Annotated in this window: 18 protein-coding genes; 14 read left to right on the top strand and 4 right to left on the bottom strand. The window is 33.8% G+C overall.

Features of this window, described 5'->3' with window-relative positions; genetic code table 11:
• Positions 1-74: 74 nt before the first annotated feature.
• Together J0J69_RS00780 and J0J69_RS00785 are read left to right on the top strand one after the other, a co-directional pair.
• Positions 75-704 carry a YkyA family protein gene (locus tag J0J69_RS00780; protein WP_055242647.1) on the top strand — a complete coding sequence of 210 codons (630 nt, stop codon included), beginning with the start codon at positions 75-77 and terminating at the stop codon, positions 702-704.
• Between the two features lie 70 nt (positions 705-774).
• On the top strand, positions 775-1,212 hold the full coding sequence (locus J0J69_RS00785; RefSeq protein WP_055276303.1) for a GNAT family N-acetyltransferase: 438 nt from the start codon (positions 775-777) through the stop codon (positions 1,210-1,212).
• A gap of 30 nt (positions 1,213-1,242) precedes the next feature.
• Here J0J69_RS00785 and J0J69_RS00790 read toward each other — a convergent pair whose 3' ends face one another.
• On the bottom strand, positions 1,243-1,611 hold the full coding sequence (locus J0J69_RS00790) for a hypothetical protein (protein WP_055275315.1): 369 nt from the start codon (positions 1,609-1,611) through the stop codon (positions 1,243-1,245).
• 233 nt (positions 1,612-1,844) lie between these two features.
• On the opposite strand from J0J69_RS00790, the gene yjeM reads away from it, so the two are divergent.
• On the top strand, positions 1,845-3,344 hold the full coding sequence (gene yjeM / locus J0J69_RS00795) for a glutamate/gamma-aminobutyrate family transporter YjeM (RefSeq protein ID WP_055305620.1): 1,500 nt from the start codon (positions 1,845-1,847) through the stop codon (positions 3,342-3,344).
• Between the two features lie 21 nt (positions 3,345-3,365).
• Here the strand turns inward: yjeM and J0J69_RS00800 are convergent, their stop codons facing one another.
• Genes J0J69_RS00800 through J0J69_RS00810 form a run of 3 tightly spaced genes read right to left on the bottom strand, consistent with a single transcriptional unit; the run spans position 3,366 to position 6,616 of the window.
• Complete coding sequence (locus tag J0J69_RS00800) at positions 3,366-3,878, bottom strand: hypothetical protein (protein ID WP_055244925.1); 513 nt, start codon at positions 3,876-3,878, stop codon at positions 3,366-3,368.
• Between the two features lie 11 nt (positions 3,879-3,889).
• Positions 3,890-5,224 (bottom strand): TldD/PmbA family protein, encoded by a 1,335-nt coding sequence (locus tag J0J69_RS00805; RefSeq protein WP_055244927.1) that lies wholly within the window; start codon positions 5,222-5,224, stop codon positions 3,890-3,892.
• Between the two features lie 3 nt (positions 5,225-5,227).
• On the bottom strand, positions 5,228-6,616 hold the full coding sequence (locus J0J69_RS00810; RefSeq protein WP_212725504.1) for a TldD/PmbA family protein: 1,389 nt from the start codon (positions 6,614-6,616) through the stop codon (positions 5,228-5,230).
• Between the two features lie 289 nt (positions 6,617-6,905).
• On the opposite strand from J0J69_RS00810, the gene J0J69_RS00815 reads away from it, so the two are divergent.
• The 11 genes from J0J69_RS00815 (at position 6,906) to asrC (ending at position 16,750) form a co-directional block, all read left to right on the top strand.
• Positions 6,906-7,400, top strand: a complete 495-nt coding sequence (locus J0J69_RS00815; RefSeq protein ID WP_055305618.1) for a hypothetical protein — start codon at positions 6,906-6,908, stop codon at positions 7,398-7,400.
• Between the two features lie 149 nt (positions 7,401-7,549).
• Positions 7,550-7,963 carry a class D sortase gene (locus tag J0J69_RS00820; protein WP_055305617.1) on the top strand — a complete coding sequence of 138 codons (414 nt, stop codon included), beginning with the start codon at positions 7,550-7,552 and terminating at the stop codon, positions 7,961-7,963.
• 171 nt (positions 7,964-8,134) lie between these two features.
• The gene (locus J0J69_RS00825) at positions 8,135-9,931 is read left to right on the top strand and encodes an ABC transporter ATP-binding protein/permease (RefSeq protein ID WP_212725503.1); all 1,797 of its coding nucleotides are present in this window, start codon (positions 8,135-8,137) and stop codon (positions 9,929-9,931) included.
• Positions 9,931-11,604 carry a thiol reductant ABC exporter subunit CydC gene (cydC, locus tag J0J69_RS00830; protein WP_055244936.1) on the top strand — a complete coding sequence of 558 codons (1,674 nt, stop codon included), beginning with the start codon at positions 9,931-9,933 and terminating at the stop codon, positions 11,602-11,604. The genes J0J69_RS00825 and cydC overlap by 1 nt, the downstream gene beginning before the upstream one ends.
• Before the next feature lie 79 nt (positions 11,605-11,683).
• Positions 11,684-11,986, top strand: coding sequence for a nitrous oxide-stimulated promoter family protein (locus J0J69_RS00835; protein WP_055244938.1), 303 nt, complete (start codon positions 11,684-11,686; stop codon positions 11,984-11,986).
• A gap of 18 nt (positions 11,987-12,004) precedes the next feature.
• On the top strand, positions 12,005-12,406 hold the full coding sequence (locus J0J69_RS00840; protein WP_055244940.1) for a YbaN family protein: 402 nt from the start codon (positions 12,005-12,007) through the stop codon (positions 12,404-12,406).
• 12 nt (positions 12,407-12,418) lie between these two features.
• Positions 12,419-12,730, top strand: a complete 312-nt coding sequence (locus J0J69_RS00845) for a hypothetical protein (protein WP_212725502.1) — start codon at positions 12,419-12,421, stop codon at positions 12,728-12,730.
• 411 nt (positions 12,731-13,141) lie between these two features.
• Positions 13,142-13,834 (top strand): Crp/Fnr family transcriptional regulator, encoded by a 693-nt coding sequence (locus tag J0J69_RS00850; RefSeq protein ID WP_212724522.1) that lies wholly within the window; start codon positions 13,142-13,144, stop codon positions 13,832-13,834.
• 141 nt (positions 13,835-13,975) lie between these two features.
• A complete protein-coding gene (gene asrA / locus J0J69_RS00855) occupies positions 13,976-14,971 on the top strand; it encodes an anaerobic sulfite reductase subunit AsrA (RefSeq protein ID WP_237252360.1) in 996 nt (331 codons plus the stop codon).
• Positions 14,971-15,765 carry an anaerobic sulfite reductase subunit AsrB gene (gene asrB / locus J0J69_RS00860; RefSeq protein WP_055305612.1) on the top strand — a complete coding sequence of 265 codons (795 nt, stop codon included), beginning with the start codon at positions 14,971-14,973 and terminating at the stop codon, positions 15,763-15,765. Before asrA ends, asrB begins: the two co-directional genes overlap by 1 nt.
• A gap of 13 nt (positions 15,766-15,778) precedes the next feature.
• Positions 15,779-16,750 (top strand): sulfite reductase subunit C, encoded by a 972-nt coding sequence (gene asrC / locus J0J69_RS00865; protein ID WP_212724521.1) that lies wholly within the window; start codon positions 15,779-15,781, stop codon positions 16,748-16,750.
• Positions 16,751-16,809 lie beyond the last annotated feature (59 nt).

Below are 16,809 nucleotides of genomic sequence, written 5' to 3' on the forward strand. Positions count from 1 at the left end.
TCAATTTCATGACGTATGAATATGTTAGAAAGTGATAAACTAAAGGATATCCAAATTTTAAAGGAGTGGCACTTGTGAAGCAATGGTTAATATTACTATCACTAGGTCTTTTAGTCGTTTTAAGTGGATGCCGTAGTCAACATGAAGCGAAGATTTTTAATGCTTTAAATGAGCATATTTCTAGTCAAAATAAATGTAACGTCAATAATCAAACATTGACTGATTTGATTAGCAAGGAAACGACGATATACAATGACATTATTGAAAAAGGTTTAGATCCTTTTGATCAAGTTCAACCATTAATTGAAGAGGGAAAAACAACTGTTCAAGAAAGTAGGACTTATCTTGAAACGTATCAAGCCTGTATTCTAAGAGCGCGTTTGAATCAGTCAGAATTAGAAAAACAGAATCAAGAAAATAAAAATGATCAATCAAAAACAGAAACGAACACTTTAATTTCTCAATATGTAAACTATGAGACAAGTTTAATTAAGTATGTTGAAGCCTTATTGGCTTTAAATGAAGCACAAAACGTTTTTTATCGTGAAATTACTCCATCAACCCCGGTAGCGAGATTAGATGAGTTAGTAACGGCTATTAATTTAGCTATCGATGAAGCTAATGCCATTTCTTTATTACATCAAGAAGCATTAGTAACTTTTAATACAAGTTATACTAACTATTATGAAACCTATATCAAGTAATTAAAAAATAAGAGATTAAATCAGGAGAGGAGGGGACTATTAGGGCATCAAGTCCTAATAGTATCATCACATGAATGTTATTTTAGCCACGAATCAGAAACATTTTGCAGATGCTTTTAGAATTCGTACGACTGTATTTATTGGAGAACAATCCGTCCCAGTCCAGGAGGAAATTGATGACTATGATTGTTTTGTTCCTATTTTTATTGCCTATGAGGATGAAAAGGCTTTGGGAACAGCTAGGGTGATTATTAAAAATAAAGATATTGCTAAAATTGGACGTGTGGCTGTTTTAAAAGAGGCACGTAAAAAAGGTTTTGGAAAAAATCTGATGTTAGAGGCCATGAGTTACATCAAAGGACAGACCACTGCTAAAGAGATTCAACTAGATGCACAATTGACAGCTGTTAAATTTTATGAAAGTTTAGGTTTTACTTCTTATGGAGAAGTGTTTAAAGATGCTGGCATCGATCATGTCGCAATGACTTATCCTATTTCAAGGAAATAAAAAGACAATGACTAAAAGGTCATTGTCTTTTTATTCGAGTGCCATTTCAAGAGGGAGCGATTGAGTGCAGAATAGATTAGGGTAATCTAGTTGTAAGTTTAGTTCACTCTGAAGAGTATCAATGAATGTTTGGTACTTCTCAGGCGATTTTAAAATCTGTTCTAAGCGACTTTCGATCTCATCATCTGATAGTGGACGTAATGAATATTCTAATACTCTATGTTCATTTGAAGAGGCAAAGACGATTTCATACTCAATCATTGTTCGTTCAATCACATGAGATGTTTTAATAAATCCAAAATAATCTAAGCCTAAATCATGACGATGAATATCTTTGTTTTTAAATTCAATTTGTTGAACAAATTGATAAGGTTTAAAAATTGGTTTGGGTTCTAGCATCATTTTAGCTCCTTTATAACTATATCTGTTAACGATTACAGTAATAGTTTAACGTATTCTTTTTAATAAAAAGAGGGAAAAAAGACGAAAAAAACTTTATAATTGTTGACAGAATTCGAGTTAAATTGGTATGAATAAAAGTATAACTATTGGGAATGTTAAGAAAGAAAATTAAATATTGTTTTGAGAAAAAATTAAGTAAAGTTTATTTTATTAGTGAGAGAGGTTAAAGAATGACGAAAAGTGCAACAGGAAAACTAACATTAGTATCATTAATCTTGATGATCTTTACATCTGTTTTTGGATTTGCGAATATGCCACGTGGATTCTTTTTAATGGGATATGCGGCTATTCCTTGGTATATCATTGCAGCAATTACTTATTTTATTCCATTTGCCTTCATGATTGCAGAATTTGGAGCCGCGTTTAAAAATGAAAAGGGTGGAATCTACTCATGGATGGAGAAGTCGGTAGGACCACGCTACGCATTTATTGGGATTTTTATGTGGTATGCTTCTTATGTGATTTGGATGGTGAACGTTGCTTCAACCATTTGGATTCCATTATCAAACATGATTTTTGGACATGATACAACAAGTCAATGGGGTGTATTTGGACTTTCAAGTACACAAGTTCTAGGACTTTTAGGAGTGGCTTGGCTAATCCTTGTTTTTGTTTTAATTTCTCGCGGATTAGAAAGCATTAAAAAGGTAACATCAATTGGTGGCTCAGCCGTTGCTTTATTAAATATTGTACTATTAATCGGTGGAATCCTAATTTTAATTTTAAACAAAGGTCAATTAGCTCAACCAATAGCAGATGTTACGCATGCCTTTACAAAGTCACCAAACGGAAATTATCAAAGTGTTGTCGCTACGCTATCATTTTTAACATTTGCTATTTTTGCATTTGGTGGAACAGAAGTTGTTGGTGGATTAGTCGATCAAACGGAGAATCCCGTTAAAACATTTCCTAAAGGGCTGTTAATTGCAGCGGGAATTATTTCGTTAGGTTATATCATTGGAATTTTTATGATCGGTATCTTTACAAATTGGACTAGCGTTTTATCAGGTTCTGGTGTAAATACAGGGAATGTAGCATATATTATTATGCAAAATCTTGGTTATGAGTTAGGTCATGCTCTTGGTTTAAGTGAACAACTTTCACTTCAAATAGGTTCTTGGGTAGCTCGTTTTGTAGGATTGTCAATGTTCTTAGCATTAAGCGGAGCATTTATGACGTTATCATATAGTCCATTGAAACAATTAATTGAAGGAACACCAAAGAGAATTTGGCCAGAATCATTAACGAAAACCAAAAATGGATTACCTGTTAATGCAATGAAAGTTCAAGCGATTATTGCGATTATTTTAATTCTACTTGTTTCATTTGGGGGGGAGTCAGCCGCTAAATTCTTTGACAAATTAGTGTTAATGACGAATGTTGCGATGACCATTCCTTATTTATTTATTTCAATTGCATTCATTTCGTTTAAACGAAAAGATGAAATCAAAAAACCATTTGTCATTTATAAAAGTAAAACAGTAGCAATCGTTGTTGCTTATATTGTAACAGCCGTTGTTGGATTTGCGAATGTATTTTCAATTGTGGAACCATTAACTACAGGAGATTATGATAAAACGTTATGGATGATGGCGGGACCAGTATTCTTCAGTATTATTGCAATTGTTTTATATTCACTATATGAAAGAAAAGTAATAAAAAAATCGTAGAGAAATCTACGATTTTTTTTATTAGAAAAATAGTGCGGTTGGTACTAAAAATAAGTAAGGTGCAGTACAAATGGCAAGTAATAATGCCATTTTCTTTTTTGTTTTTGGTTCTAATGATAACTGTTTAAAACTAACACGGTAATTGAATTCATAAATACAGATTCCAGAAACTAAAACGGCAATCGAGCACCAAATGATGCTAAAAATTGAACTGAATGGATCATATGAAACTGGATAAAAGACATTATCGTACCACCAATTAGAGATGACACTGTTTTGGATAAAAAAATCACTTAAATAGATACTAAATAGAATGAGAGCACCAATGAAGTCGGATAAAAAACCAAATCCCCAAATCTTTAGGATAGTTTGTTTGTAAATCATCCAATAGTTTGATTTAACGAATAGAAAAAGTGAAAGAAGTAGGATGAGACTATCAATGAGGAAATTAGCTGGTAAAACAATCAGCCATGTCATAGGAATAAAGATCAGCATCCAAATGGGAAATATCAAATTATAGAGTCGGTTCTTCATTTTAGTAACTCCTATTCACCAGCTACCGCTAATGATTCAATCCAAAGGGTTGGAGAACCTACATTTGAAGGACCAAAGTCAAGGTCATTACCAACACCGACGATGTGATTGAGTACATCAAAGAAGTTACCAGCAATCGTCATTTCGTGAACTGGTTTTGTTACTTTTCCATCTTCAATTAAAAATCCACTAGCTGATAGTGAGAAATCTCCTGAAATTGCATTTAAACCTGCATGTAATCCTTGAACATCCGTCACATAAATTCCATTTGATACTTGTTGAAGGATTTCATCAAAGCTTGTTTGTTGTGGTTTAATATACATATTACTTGGTGAAATATTGACAGAACTTTTAAAACTAGCACGCGAAGCGTTTCCTGTTGGCTGAACATTAAATGTTTTAGCTGTTGTTAAGGAATGTAAGTAAGTATTAAGAATTCCTTTAGTGATAACTTCTTTTGCAAATGTTGCCACACCTTCACCATCGAATGATGAACTTCCCATTCCATTTTCTAAATGTGGATCATCAATAATCGTGATCAGTGGGTTAGCGATAGATGTTCCAACTTTATCTTTTAATCGGGATAAGTCTTTTAAAACAGCTTCTGCAGAAAAGATACCACTCATCGCTTCTAAAATAGAGCCTGCAACTAAATTTTTTAGAACAATCGGGTATGTTCCTGATTTTACTTTTGTTGCTCCAAGTTGTGAAAGAGCGGCAGAAACGATTTTTTTAGCCAGTGATTTTGGTTCGTAGTCATTAAAATCTGTACTAATGATGAAGTCTCCATCGTTTTTATTTTCTCCATTTTCAGAAACTAAAACACTAACATATGTATAAGCAAAGTTTTGACGTTCTGAGACATCTAATCCTTTTGTATTTTTAAGAGCAACTTCAGTTGTTCCATTTGAAAAGGCACAATAGTCTACGGATTTAACACGTGAATCTAAAGCAAAACATTCGTTTTCTACTTCTTTTAAGAAGTTAATTTTATCTAATGCACTGACTTCATTAAAAGATTCATTATAAAGATTTAAAGAAACATAGTTATCATTTCCAGCATATAATTCTTCATTTTCATCTTTTTCAATTAACAGGGCATTATCAATGACGCTAGATACGATGAATGGGATGGATGAATCATCACATTTTTCCGTATATGTATAGCCCATCTTACCTTCATAAACCCCACGAAACGATAAGCCTTGTGTTTTTGAAACAGAGTAAGAATCAACATTTTGTTCAAAAACTTTACATGAAAAGTTATCATTTTTAACTACATAAACTTCCATATCTGTTAAGCCTGCTTTTGATCCTGCTTCAAATAATAAATCTAAATTAATCATCTTTTATTCCCCCTTTGCTCCACCAACAGTAATTTCTTTTACACGAAGAGCAGGCTGACCAACATCAGTTGGAATTGAACCACTGGCAGCACCACACATTCCTTGAGCGCGTGCTAAGTTTTCACCGACCATATCAATTTGGTGTAAAATAGCTGGTCCATTACCAATGAGTGTTGCACCACGAACGGGTTCAGCAATTTTTCCATTACGAATAATATATCCTTCATTAACGGCAAAATTAAAGTCACCTGTTCCAGGATTAACTGAACCGCCCCCCATACTTTTAGCATAAAGACCATACTCCGTGTTAGCGATAATTTCATCGCTTGTGTTTGGACCTTCAGCAATAAATGTATTGGTCATACGTGAGGTTGGAGCAAAACGATAATTTTGACGACGTCCAGAACCAGTTGATGCCATCTTCATACGACGACCATTTAATTTATCAATCATGTAACTTTTTAAGATCCCATTTTCAATTAATACTTTACGTTGTGTTGGTGTTCCTTCATCATCAACATTTAAAGAACCCCAAGCATTTGGAATCGTTCCGTCATCGATGGCTGTCACAATTGGGTTTGCTACTTGTTCACCTAGTTTATTGGCAAAGACAGATAGCCCTTTTGCAACAGAACTTGCCTCTAAACCATGTCCGCAAGCTTCGTGGAAAATCACGCCTCCAAATCCATTATCGATAACAACTGGCATTTTTCCACTTGGACAAGGGCCTGCATTTAACATGGTTACCGCTTGACGAGCAGCATCATTAGCATAAAAATCAAGATCAAGATTTTCGATAAATTCAAAGCCTTGTAAAGCCCCAGGACCATGTGCGCCCGTTTGCATTTCTTTCCCATTTGAAGCAACGGCTCGAATGAAAAGGCGAGTATAGACACGAGTATCTTCCACTAATGTTCCTTCTGTATTAGCAATTAAGACATGTTGTTTTTTTTCAGATAAAGCAACAGCGCTTTGACTAATTGATTCGTGATAGTGTTTAATCGTGTCACTCACTTGACGCATTTTTTCAACACGTCGTGAAGCAGGCATTTCACTTAAATCCGTTTGAATGATATGTTGGTTAATAATATTTTGTCGAACAAGATTTAATGGTTTCCTAATGACCTCACCTACAAGAGCTGATGCAATTTCACGAGCTGTTTTTAACAAGTTTTCACGTGATGAATCATTTGTATATCCGTACACTGAATTTGTTCCTTGGAATAATCGAATTCCAACTCCATAATCTTGTCCGCGATTGGCTTTATCTACTTTGCCGCCAACCATATCAATGGATTGGGATTCTGTTTGTTCAACATAGATTTCAGCAAAGTCTGCACCTAATGACATTGCTTCATCTAATACATCTTTAATTAATGCTTCATTTAGCATAGGTTGGATTCCCCCTTTTTTAAATTTGAGGTTATTATACCATATTATGTTTTAATAAACAGAAGAGGATATAGATAAAAGGAAATATTTTCTAATCGATTAGTTGTTATAATTTAAGATGAATAGTAAAAAATAGTTATATCTATATAAGAAACAATTATTCTCGTTAATCATAGACGGATGATTGTTTATAGGATTAAGAGTAATTAAGGAGGTTTGAGTCTTTTAAATCTGGTCCAGTTAAGAGGGCTCATTAATCTGTTAGTATTTTATATAAAAAGGTGATTGAATGAAAAAAATAGTTAAAATCATGTATCTCTTATTAACTTTATGTCTTTTTTCAAAGGTTTCAGTTGAAGCACAGACATATCCCGAAGCTATTAGTTATATTAAGGTATCCGCATTTGAATCAGCCAACCAAAGTAATCGACTATCTGATGTTTTAATTGGAGTATTTACGCCAGATGGAGAACAGTTAGGTGTTTATCGAACTAATTCTGAAGGAGAAGTACTGATTGAAGTTACACCTGGTCTTATTGAGTTAAAAGTCTTACAATCAACAGAAGGTTATGAAGTATCCCAGCAGTATCAAGTGATGAGTATTGATGCTTCTAATATTGATTTATATGAAGTAGAGTTTCCTCATGAGCCCATTAATGTAGTTGATGCACGGAAGATGCCAACAACAGGCCTTTCTCCTATCTACTTTATGAGCAGTTTCGGTGTTAGTTTAACTTGCTTAGGTGTTCTTATTGTACGATACCTAAATCATGAAGAAGTCTAATAACATCATTTTATTTTTCTTAATTTTTAGTTTGCTCATAGTTACTCTCACTCCTTCTTATCATTTATTAAAGATGAATATTAATTAGCAGCATTTGCAACCAGTGGCAACCTGCTCAAGGATTTATTTTGTTTCCAGATACCAATCTAATGACGGCTACTTTAAAGAAGGTAACTGATGTTGGATCCATTGTTGGGCGTGCTCAATTTTTAGAAGAGTCTTTGATTATAATTGAAGGCGTTGAGAAAGAACAACTTGAACAAGGGTTAGCTCACAATCCACTCTCATTACTTCCAGGTAGGAAAGGAAATTGTTTAATTTATGGGCATCGAGAACAATTTTTATGGTCCCTAAAAGATCTTAAAGTTGGAGAACCAATTATCATTGAAAGCGTTGAAGGAATTTTTTATTATGCGGTTGATGAAATTTCAATTAGACTTCCTAATGATCCTTATATTTTTGAATCGACGGAGGAGAGTGTATTAACCTTAGTGACTTGTTACCCATTTGTTTATTATGGTCTGAATAAAGAGCGCTACGTTGTGAAAGCAACATTGAATTAGAGTCTAACGATATCGTTAGATTTTTTTTATGGATAAAAATGTTGAAAAGGGTAAAGAAGTGAATATAGTTATAAAAATTAGAAAGATCTATGCTATACTAGAAAACGAGAGTTAATGATAATCATTATCATAGATAACGTTAAGCGGAGAAGAAATGGAGTTGAAATAGATATGATGATCAATAAAAGGCTCATCTCGATTTGTGATGAATCCAAAAAATATATGGGGTTAACTATTTTATGTAGTTGGATTGGGATTATTTGTAATATCATTATTGTTTTATTAATTGGTCAATTAATAAATGTGATGGTAGCGGGACAAACATTAAATTTGACTAGTGGATCACTATGGACAGCAATGTCGGATTATATGTTAACGAAGCATGTCTCATTAACGATGGGGATTATTATTATTGTAATTGCCCTAATTGTTAAATTAGTGAGTCACCATTTATATGGGACATTTTCATATAAGTCATCTGCGAATGCACGTGCGACATTACGTCGTTTAGTATATGAGAAATTGTTACGTTTAGGGATGGATTATCAGAAATCTGAAAAGACATCAGGAGTTGTTCAACTTTCAATTGAAGGAGTAGAGCAGTTAGAAATTTACTTTGGTAAATATATCCCTCAATTTTTCTATTCACTTTTAGCACCTTTAACACTATTTGTTGTTATTTCGTTTATTTCATGGCAAGCGGCGTTAGTCTTTATGTTATGTGTCCCACTAATTCCCGTATCGATTATTGCCATTATGAAAGTAGCAAAACGTATTTTAAAAGAGTATTGGAATAACTACGCTAATTTAGGAGATACATTCTTAGAAAATTTACAAGGTTTAACAACGTTAAAAGTTTATGGTCAGGATGATCAAAAACATATTGAAATGAATGAAGAGGCCGAAGCTTTCCGTCGTATTACGATGAAAGTTTTAAGTATGCAATTAAATTCAATTAATATTATGGATTTAATTGCATTTGGTGGATCAGCACTTGGAACAATTGTTGCTCTTTATCAATTTAAAAATGGAAATCTTCAAGTTGGAGATTTAATTGTGATTATCTTATTATCATCAGAATTCTTTATCCCACTTCGTTTATTAGGTTCATATTTCCATATTGCGATGAATGGGATGGCGGCTTCAGATCGTATTTTTGCTTTATTGGATACAGAAGAAGAAGTGGTTAAGTCTCCAAAAGTGATTCCGGCTAGCGATCAGTTAAATATTAAAGTTGAAAATGTAAACTTTAGTTATGATGGCCAACGTCAAGTCTTAAAAGATATTTCATTGGACTTAACACCGGGTGGTTTAACTGCTATTGTTGGAGAGAGTGGAAGTGGTAAGAGTACAATGGCCGCTTTATTATTGGCGCAAAAGAAAGTGAATCATGGGCAGATTACTTTAAATGGAGTTCGCCTATCTGACATTGCACCTGAGGAGTTATATCGTCACGTTTCATTAGTATCAGCTCATAGTCACATCTTCAAAGGAACACTTCGTGATAATTTATTAATGGCCAACCCAGCTGCAACAATGGAAGAGATTGAACAGGCATTAAAAACAGCGCGTTTATATGAATTTGTAACTAGTTTACCAAATGGATTAGAGACGGAAGTCGCTGAAAACGGAAGTTCATTATCAGGTGGACAAAAGCAACGCTTAGCGTTAGCACGTGTTATTTTAGCGAATCGTCAAGCCATTATCTTCGATGAAGCGACATCAAATATTGATGTTGAAAGTGAAGAAGCGATTTGGGATGCAATTTATGATTTATCTGAAACAAAAACAATCATGGTTATTTCGCATCGTTTATCAAGCGTGAAACGTGCGAAAATGATTCATGTCTTTAAATTAGGAGAATTAGTTGAGTCAGGTACACACGAAGCTCTAATGAGTCAAGATGAAGTATATGCACACATGGTATCTGAACAACAACAATTAGAGAGCATTAGAGAGGTGAGATAATGCAACGTCAATCTGGATTTAGTATTATGAAGCGATTAATCTTAGAATTGAAACCATTAATTTTTGTGATGTTAATCACGATTACGATGGGAGTTCTAGGATTCTTAGCAGCAATTGCCATTGCTAGTTTTGCTGCTGTTGCGCTTGGAACAATTGTAGAAGGACCAACCATCGTTACGTTCCAAGCAGCCATTATTATTATGGTGGTTTGTGCCGTGAGCCGTGGGCTATTACGTTATGCTGAACAATTATCAGGACATTACATAGCCTTTAAAATTTTATATCTGTTACGAGATAAAATCTTTACGAAACTTCGTACGTTAGCACCAGCGAAATTGGAAGGAAAAGATAAAGGGAATTTAATTTCATTAATTACTTCAGATATTGAATTATTAGAAGTATTCTACGCACATACGATCGCACCGATCGCAATTGCTTTATTAACAAATAGTATGATTGCAATCATTTTATATTTCATTCATCCTGCTTACGGATTTGTTGCTGCTGCATATTTTATTTTAGTTGGAGTTATCGTACCTTACGTATCATCAATACTTGTGAAGACGGCAGGGGTCAACTATCGTCAAGCATTTGCAAGCAGTAATCAATATATTTTAGATTCATTACGTGGCTTAAAAGAAATCTTATTATTTAATCAAGGACAAGAGCGTTTAGCTGCCTTAAATGAGCAATCAAATCAGTTAAATAAAAGTGTTCGAAAAATTAAAGATCATGAAGGATTTGTAACTGGATTAACAGGGGTTATCATTACTTCAGCGATGTTAGTTTTCGTTGGAATGGGGTTCTATTTCTATACAACGGGACAATTAAGCTTAACATTAGTTTTAGTGGCATTAGTTATTATTGCTTCATCATTTGGACCGGTTGTCGCATTAAGTAACTTATCAAATACGTTAGCTCATACGTTTGCATGTGCACAGCGATTATTTGATTTATTAGATGAAGAGCCACAAGTCACTGAAGTTGAAGGAATGGCAACAGTTGAAATGAATGAGTTAGCCTTTGATCAAGTGACGTTTACTTATCCAAATGGAAAAACTCCGATTTTTAATGAAGCTTCTGTTTCGATTAAAAAAGGAGATAAGCTAGCGTTAATTGGGCCAAGTGGAATTGGGAAAAGTACGTTCATTAAATTATTAATGCGTTATTTTGATGTTGAAAAAGGATGCGTTGAAATCGATGGCACAAATATTTCAGAGATTCCAACAGCTTCACTTCGCACAAAACAAACATTGGTTAGTCAAGAAACTTATTTATTCAATGATACGATTGCAAACAATATTAAAATTGGAAAAGCCGATGCGACATTAGAAGAAGTCATTGAAGCAGCGAAAAAAGCATCCATTCATGAATTTATTGAAACTTTACCAAATGGATATGAAACAAAAGTTGGAGAGCTTGGAGGAATGGTGTCTTCAGGCGAAAAGCAACGTTTAGGATTAGCACGTGCCTTTTTACATGATGGTGATGTTTTAATCTTAGATGAGCCAACAAGTAATTTAGATGCACTAAATGAAGGATCAATTCTAAAATCGATCAATGATTATAATAAGGATAAAACGATTGTTATGATTTCACATCGTAAATCGACAACAGCGATTTGTGATCAAGTCTATAAGTTAGAAAATCAAACATTAATTTTACAAAAATAAATAGTAAGGATTAGGCTCTCCTAGTCCTCTATTTTTAGACAATTAATGATAATGATTATCGTTGATAGGAGTGGATAAGATGGCTAAGGGAAGAGTAGAACGTGAAAAACGCGTGATTAAATTAATGATTGAATTATATTGTCATAAAAAACATCAACATAAATCACATGGATTATGTGATGAGTGTCAAGAATTATTAACTTATGCTCATAAACGTTTAAGTTTTTGTAAGTTTGGAGATGAAAAGACAACTTGTCAGAAATGTCCAATTCATTGTTATAAAAAAGACATGAAACAAAAAGTAAAAGATGTGATGCGATTTTCTGGACCACGTGTCTTAATCTATTCACCTATTGAATTTTTCCGTCACATGTTTTATTAAGAAAGGGAGCGAGCTAAGATGAAAAAAATAACAAAAGCATTATTAGTATTATGTGGTTTAATTTGTGTGGGATTGGGGTTATTAGGGGTTATTTTACCGATATTACCAACTACACCATTCTTATTATTAGCATCCGTTTGTTTTGTCAAAGGATCAGATCGATTTGATTGTTGGTTTAAATCAACAAATTTATATAAGAAGCACTTAGAAAGCTTTGTTCAAAATCGACAAATGACACTAAAACAAAAATGGACCATCTTATTAACTGCCGATATCATGCTTTGTTTCCCTTTCTTTCTTGTTGATAATTTACATATGCGAATTTTCTTAATTGTGTTAGTGATCGCGAAGTTTTATTATTTTATGTTTAGAATTGAAACGATTCCCGCTGGTTCTAAAAAAGAAAAAAGTTTAAGCTAAGGAGAGATTAAAATGTTATCACATGGATGTTTTTTTGCTGCGTTATTAGTTTACTATATTCCAAAAGCTTTTGGTAAAAAGACGAGGTTTATTATTAATTTACATATGGTGTTAGGAAGTTTATCTGTCCTTGGAATGCTATATGAAACAGCAATGAAGTTTGGGACAGATCGTTTTCTTAAATATGTTGGTTTTTCGTGCGTAATGTTAGCGATTGCCGGAACGGGTTATTTAATCACAAAGAATGGAAAACCAAGTGTCAAGTGGCATATTCTTGCCACCTTATCATTCTTTGCTTATTTAGCGTTAATCATTGTTTTATAGGAAAGGATTTTAGCGGAGGCGATAGAATAGAAGACTAGTTAATGCAGTTTTTATTATAGGAATATAAAATGTAAGTCATCATTTGAAAAGGCTATCTTTAGTTAGGCACTTGCTGAACTAAAGATAGCCTTTTTTATATTGAAGAGGTAAAGAATAAAGGATTAAATGATAGAGAATGAATAAGGTGAGAGGTTAAATTTTAAATAATCATTTGAGTTAGAATATGTAAGTTTTTTTATTGTAAAACTAGAAAGAATGAGATGAATGTTAGGATAGAAAAATAACGGATGTGAGGGGGGATGGAAAAAAAAAACACTTTAAATTATGATAAGAATTTGTATGATAGAAGTGAAAGAGTAAAAAATTTAGAGGTGACCTAAAAAGAATTAGACGGTTAAGAAGGAGTGTTATATGGAAGTAGTAAATGCGGAAACATTACGTCATATTGAATTATTTTCGAGTATTAAACAGGAAAGTATGGATGAATTATTAGAGTGTATGAGAGTTGCTAAGTATAAAAAAGGGTGCTATATCTTTAGAGATAAAGAGTTAATCGATCAAGTTTTTATTGTCTTAAGTGGGAAGGTATCGATTTATAAACTGAGTGAAGTTGGAGAAAAACGAGTCATTTTTATCTTAGATAAAGGACATTTGCTCAATGATAATCTAACGAATCAACTTCCATGCGCAATTGACTGTGAATGTTTTGAAGCTTCTACTATCCTTATTTGTTCAAAAGAGAAATTTATTAAAATCATGGAGAATGACTTTGCTTTAACTCAAGCTGTTATAAATCAATATTGTTCGAAGTTAAGACGAACGTATCGGCAATTAAAAAATGCTCCAACTAATATAGCGATGGAACGAAAGTTAGCCGCAAAGTTATATCGTTTATGTCGAGATTATGGAGTGCAAATTGATCAGGGTTATTTAATTGACTTACCTTTAACGGTTTCCTATTTATCTCAATTATTAGGAGCACAGCGTGAAACTGTTTCAAGGGCTTTAAAAAAATTAATAGCGGCTAATTTAGTTGAATATGAAAATAAAAAAATTAAAGTTATCTCCATTGAAGCTTTAGGTGCATACCATAAAAATATATAAATGTACACTAATATGCACAACTTGTGATGAAAATCACTCATTGTGTGATTTTTATCACGGAAAAAAATTGTGAAATAGAGTACAATGACCTCGTTACAGTAAAGAACTTAAGAAGCGAGGTCTTTTATTATGGGGTTAATTATGGCAAGGGCTAATTTCAATGAAGTTTTAGAAGAATTAGCAAAAAAGTATGTAATTTATGCACCAAAGAAGTATGAAGGAGAAGGAACTTTCTCAGATACGCACCGTGTTCGTTACGGGGAAATCAAATGTATTGAGGAAATTGAATTTAATGAAAAATCAAGTTTTTCGTACAAAGAGGTATTATTACCAATTACACAAACATTATTCTTCTTTACAGAAACAGAAGTCAAAGAAGCGTCAATGAATGAACAAAACCTTTTAATCTTCTTACGTAGTTGTGATCTACATGCAGTTCGTCGTCTAGATGAGATTTATTTACGCAATGGTTTTGAAGATATTTATTACAAAAAATTCCGCGAGAAAGCAAAATTTGTTGTCATGGGATGTGAAAAAAGCTTTAATAACTGTTTTTGTGTCGATATGGGAACGAATACGTGTGATCATTATGAGGCGTATATTCATTTAGCAGAAGATCAAGTGGCATTTGATATTAAATGCGAAGAACTATTATCAGATGCAAAACTTAAAGCGATGGAGACGACTGAAGTCACACCAAAATTCGTGACAGAAAATCCAGTTCATGTTGAGATTCCTGAAAAATTAGATTTACGAATTATCTATTCTGACATGTGGGAAGAGTATAGTGAGCGTTGTATTGCTTGTGGACGTTGTAATTTTGTGTGTCCAACGTGTACATGCTTTACGATGCAAGACATTTTCTATCAAGACAATCATAAATGTGGAGAGCGACGCCGTGTATGGGCATCATGTCAAGTAAATGGATATACAGATATGGCTGGCGGACATAAGTTCCGTGAAAATAAAGGACAACGCATGCGATTTAAAGTGATGCATAAAATTTACGACTTTAAAAAACGTAATGGATATCATATGTGTGTGGGTTGTGGTCGTTGTGATGATGTTTGTCCAGAATATATTTCGTTCTCTAACTGTATTAACAAACTAGGGAAAGCAATGGATGAGGTGGAATAATGACAGTAAATGAGTATATCCCGTTTTTATCAGAAATCAAAGATGTAATTCAGCATACTGAAATCGAGTTTACATTCCGTATGGCTTATCAAGGTGAGGTTAAACCTGGTCAATTTTTTGAAGTTTCACTTCCAAAATACGGTGAAGCTCCAATTTCAGTAAGTGGCATTGGTGAAGACTATGTTGATTTAACAATTCGTAAAGTTGGAAAAGTAACAAATGAAATCTTTAATCACTATAAAGGACAACATTTATTCTTACGAGGACCATATGGAAATGGTTTTGATGTGGCAAACTATGAAGGAAAAGAATTAATTGTCGTAGCTGGAGGAACGGGATTATCTCCAGTTCGTGGTGTGGTTGATTATTTCGCAACAGATGCTAGTCGATCAAATGGATTTACCTTAATCACAGGATTCAAATCACCAGAAGATGTCTTATTCAAAGCTGATTTAGCTAAATGGCGCGAAACATCAGAAGTCATTCTAACGGTTGATAAAGCAGAAGAAGGTTATGAAGGACATGTTGGATTAGTTACAAAATTTATTCCAGACTTACCGATTAAAAACTTAGATGATGTTCAGGTCATTGTCGTTGGACCTCCAATGATGATGCATTTTACTGTCCAAGAGTTCTTAAAACGTGGAATTGCTGAACAAAATATTTGGATTTCGCAAGAACGTAAAATGTGCTGTGGAATTGGAAAATGTGGTCACTGTAAAATTGATGACACCTACATTTGCCTAGAAGGTCCAGTATTTAATTACACTAAAGGGAAAGATTTAATTGACTAAGGAGGGTGTCAGCATGGATGTGAATACTAAGCTTTTAAAGAAAAATGCATTTCGTGTAACGAAGCATCGTGGAATTACAGCTTCTCGTGTTAGGGTTCCAGGTGGAGCGCTTCAAGCTGAATATTTATTGAAAATTTATGAAATTGCTAATACGTATGGAAATGGTGCTGTTCACCTTACCACACGTCAAGGATTTGAAATCCCTGGTATTAAATTTGAAGACATTCCGAAAGTCAATGAGTTATTACAGCCAATTATCGAAGGGCTAGATATTAATCAAGAGATTCCTGGAAAAGGATATACAGCAGCTGGAACACGAAATGTATCAGCTTGTATTGGTAATAATGTGTGTCCTTTTGCAAACTACAATACGACAAACTTTGCTAAACGTATTGAAAAAGCAGTTTTTCCTAATGATTTACACTTTAAAATTGCTTTAACAGGGTGCCCTAATGACTGTATTAAAGCACGTATGCATGACTTTGGAATTATTGGGATGACTAAGCCTCAGTATGACAAAGATCGTTGTGTTTCGTGTGGGGCTTGTGTTCGTGCTTGTAAGAAAAAAGCAACAGGTGCTTTATCATCTGTGAATTATAAAGTTGAACGTGATCATTCAAAATGTATCGGATGTGGAGAATGTGTGATTAACTGCCCAACAGCAGCATGGACGCGCAGCAAAGAAAAGTACTATCGTTTAGCCATTATGGGACGTACAGGTAAGAAAAATCCACGTTTAGCAGAAGACTTTATTGTTTGGGCAGATGAGGATAGCATCATTAAAATTATCCAAAATACATATAAGTATGTAACAGAGTATATCGCAAAAGATGCACCTGGTGGAAAAGAACACATTGGTTACATCGTGGATCGTACAGGATTCATGGAGTTTAAAAAATGGGTACTTGAAGATGTTAACTTAGGTGAAGATGCGATTGTTAAGCATAATATTTACTGGAGTGGGATTCGCTACGTTCAAAATTAATTTAAATTAGTTAATTTAGGAAGCACTTTAGATTCATCAAGTTTATGCGCTACTATTGA

Origin of the sequence: Turicibacter bilis (assembly GCF_024499055.1) — a bacterium.
Taxonomy (GTDB): Bacteria; Bacillota_I; Bacilli_A; order MOL361; family Turicibacteraceae; genus Turicibacter; species Turicibacter bilis.